Here is a 3,061-nt window from a genome sequence, read left to right as displayed (position 1 = left end):
GTTTCCACGCCGCCAGCGCCGAACGGCAACCAGGGGTGGGGGCCGAAACTGCCTTCGCTGGCCAGACCCAGCGGCAAGCCAGTGGCGGCCATGCCGGCCTTGGCCTTGGCCAGCGCGGCCTCCGCCGCCGTGCCGCTGCGGAGGGTGGTGCCGGTGAAGCTGCCAAACGCGTCGGTATCGATTGCGACGGGTTCGACGATCAGCCCCAGCCGGCGTGCCAGCGGCGGCGCCATGGCGCGCGCCTTGCCATGCTGCGTGGCCAGTGCAACGCGCAGGCCCGAATAGGGCTGAGGGGCGAGGGTTTCAGGCAACGAAGCGCCAGCCGAGCACCTCGCCAGCGTGGAACGGCACCAGTTCGCTGTCTGCCGCCGGGATGCGGGCGGGCACGGGCGTGGCCACGCGTTCCAGCGTGATGAAATCCGGGTTCAGCGGCAGGCCATAGAAGCGCGGGCCATGTTCGCTGGCAAAGCCTTCCAGACGATCGAGGGCGCCTTCTTCCTCGAACACCTTGGCATAGGCTTCGATGGCAAAGGGCGCGCAATAGATGCCAGCGCAGCCGCAATCGCTTTCCTTGGTTTCCACCGCATGCGGCGCGCTGTCGGTGCCCAGGAAGAATTTCGGATTGCCGCTGGTGGCTGCCGCCCGCAGCGCCTGGCGGTGCAGTTCGCGCTTGGCGACGGGCAGGCAATAGAAATGCGGGCGCATGCCGCCTTCGAACATGGCGTTGCGGTTGATGGCGAGATGATGCGGCGTGATTGTGGCGGCGATGTTGGGGCCAGAATCGCGCACGAAATCCACCGCATCCTTCGTGGTGATATGTTCGAACACGATCTTCAGCGCCGGGAAATCGGCCACGACGCCCATCAGCGTGCGCTCGATGAACACGGCTTCCCGGTCGAAGATGTCGACGCTGTGATCGGTCACTTCGCCGTGGATCAACAGCGGCATGCCGATGCGCTGCATGGCGTCCAGCGCCGGCGCGATAAGGCGCACATCGGTGACGCCGTGGGCGCTGTTGGTGGTGGCGTGGGCCGGGTAAAGCTTTGCTGCGGTGAAGATGCCTTCCGCGTGGCCGCGCACCAGCTCGTCCGGATCGATGCCGTCGACCAGATAGCAGGTCATCAGCGGTTCGAACGCGAGGCCCGGCGAGACGGCGGCGCGGATGCGGTCGCGATAGGCCGCGGCAGCAGCGGCGGTCGTCACCGGCGGCTTCAGATTGGGCATCACGATGGCGCGGGCGAACTGGCGTGCGGTGGCATCGGCCACGGCGGCCAGCATGGGCCCGTCGCGCAGATGCACATGCCAATCATCAGGGCGGCGGATGGTGAGGGACGCGGTCATGGCCGGCCTGTTACGCCCTTCATCGCCCGCCGAAAAGCCATTTGAAACAAGGTCACTCCGGAATGATGCGTAAAGCCCCGGCAGGGCTGGCGGAGTAGAACGGACATCGGGTGGAGGCTGGCCGGTTCACGGCCTTTCGGAACGGCGCTGCATGAAGAATATCCTGCTCAACATCCACGATGACGATGGCCAGTCTGGTCGGCTCGCGGTGGCGCTGGATGTGGTGCAGCAAACCGGTGGACACCTGATCTGCGTGCAGGTGACTCCCGTGGAAGCCTATGTCGTCGATCCTTATGGCGGCATGTTCGGCATGGCGGCGCTGATCGATACGCTCCATTATCAGGACAAGACCCTGCGCCTCGCCATCGAAGCCCGGCTGAACTGCAGCGGCGTCGCGTGGGACTGGCGCAGCCACGACGGCAACCTGGTGGAAACGCTGATCGACCAATCGATGCTGGCCGATCTTGTGGTGCTGAGCCAGCCAACTGCCCAGCAACGACGGGGCGGGCGCCAGCCGCACGCCATCGTGGGTGATGTGGTGATGTACACGCGCTGCCCGGTGCTGATGGTGCCGCAGGGCATGGAACGGCTTGATCTGGCCGGCCCGGTTGTGGTGGCCTGGAATGGTTCGGCCGAAGCCGCCCATGCACTCCGGCTGGCGTTGCCTCTGTTGCAGCGGGCAACTGCCGTGCACCTTGTTGAAGTGAGCGACGATGTGCCGGGCCTGGCGGCGCGCGAGGCGGCGCAGTGGCTGTCGCGCCACGGCGTTGCCGCTGATGTGCATGAATGGCCGGCCAAGGGCAGGCGGGTGAGCGTGGCGCTGCTGCATGCAGCGGCCGAATTGTCGGCGCGCACCATGGTCATGGGGGCCTATGGCCACAGCCGCCTGCGGGAAACCGTGCTGGGCGGGGTGACGCGCGAACTGATCGCGTCGGCCAATTTGCCATTGCTGCTGGCACACTGACGTTTTTCAAATACCGGCGTTGAACTCTGGCGTTGAACTCTGGCGTTGAAATTGCCGGCATTTGGGGCAGTAGTACACCGCGTGTGCCCTTTCATCGACAACCACAAGCCGATCAGCCCGGCCTTGCTACACAGCGCGGAAGCGCTGCAGGACACGATTCTTGCCACGGTTCCTGATGCACTGATCGTCATCGACGAAGCCGGCACCATCCTGTTGTTCAGCGAAGCGGCGCACCGCATGTTCGGTTATGCTGATCCCGAGGTGCTGGGCCAGAATGTGAAGATCCTGATGCCCAATCCGGATCGCGCCCGCCATGATGATTATATGCGCCACTATATGGAAACCGGCGAAGCCCACATTATCGGCGTTGGCCGGGTGACGACGGCACGGCGGCGCGATGGCAGCAGTTTCCCCATCGAGCTGTCCATCGGCGAGGCCCATACCGAAAATGGCCGGCTGTTTACCGGCTTCATCCGTGACCTGACCGAAATGCAGCGCGCCGAGCGCCGCCTGAACGATCTGCTGACCGAATTGTCGCATATCAGCCGGGTATCGGCGATGGGCAGTCTGGCCAGCGCGCTGGCGCATGAATTGAACCAGCCGCTCACCGCCATCGCCAGCTATGCCGAAGGCGCGTTGGCGCTGCTGGGCGATGAAGGCACGCCCACGCCGGACAATATCGACATGGTGCGCGAAGCGCTGGTCGAGGCCAACGCGCAGGCGTTGCGCGCCGGCCAGATCGTGCGCCGCCTGCGC

Annotated in this window: 3 protein-coding genes and 1 pseudogene; 2 read left to right on the top strand and 2 right to left on the bottom strand. The window is 65.2% G+C overall.

Annotation, left to right across the window (positions count from 1 at the left end; all coding sequences use genetic code 11):
• Positions 1-311 (bottom strand): annotated as a pseudogene (locus RMO81_RS05805) (hypothetical protein); the annotation flags it as partial.
• Positions 304-1,341 (bottom strand): dihydroorotase, encoded by a 1,038-nt coding sequence (gene pyrC / locus RMO81_RS05800; protein ID WP_310474825.1) that lies wholly within the window; start codon positions 1,339-1,341, stop codon positions 304-306. The gene pyrC and the pseudogene RMO81_RS05805, both read right to left, overlap by 8 nt.
• Positions 1,342-1,492: 151 nt before the next feature.
• Here pyrC and RMO81_RS05795 point away from each other — a divergent pair, with 151 nt between their 5' ends.
• Together RMO81_RS05795 and RMO81_RS05790 are read left to right on the top strand one after the other, a co-directional pair.
• Positions 1,493-2,305 carry a universal stress protein gene (locus tag RMO81_RS05795; RefSeq protein WP_310474824.1) on the top strand — a complete coding sequence of 271 codons (813 nt, stop codon included), beginning with the start codon at positions 1,493-1,495 and terminating at the stop codon, positions 2,303-2,305.
• Between the two features lie 81 nt (positions 2,306-2,386).
• Positions 2,387-3,061 (top strand): PAS domain S-box protein (locus RMO81_RS05790; protein WP_310474823.1); only part of this gene is annotated, 675 nt, incomplete at its 3' end.

The organism is Sandarakinorhabdus sp., from assembly GCF_031422795.1.
Lineage (GTDB): Bacteria > Pseudomonadota > Alphaproteobacteria > Sphingomonadales > Sphingomonadaceae > Sandarakinorhabdus.
The sequence above is the reverse complement of the archived record's forward strand: the minus strand, read 5'-3'. Positions and strand labels throughout refer to the sequence as shown.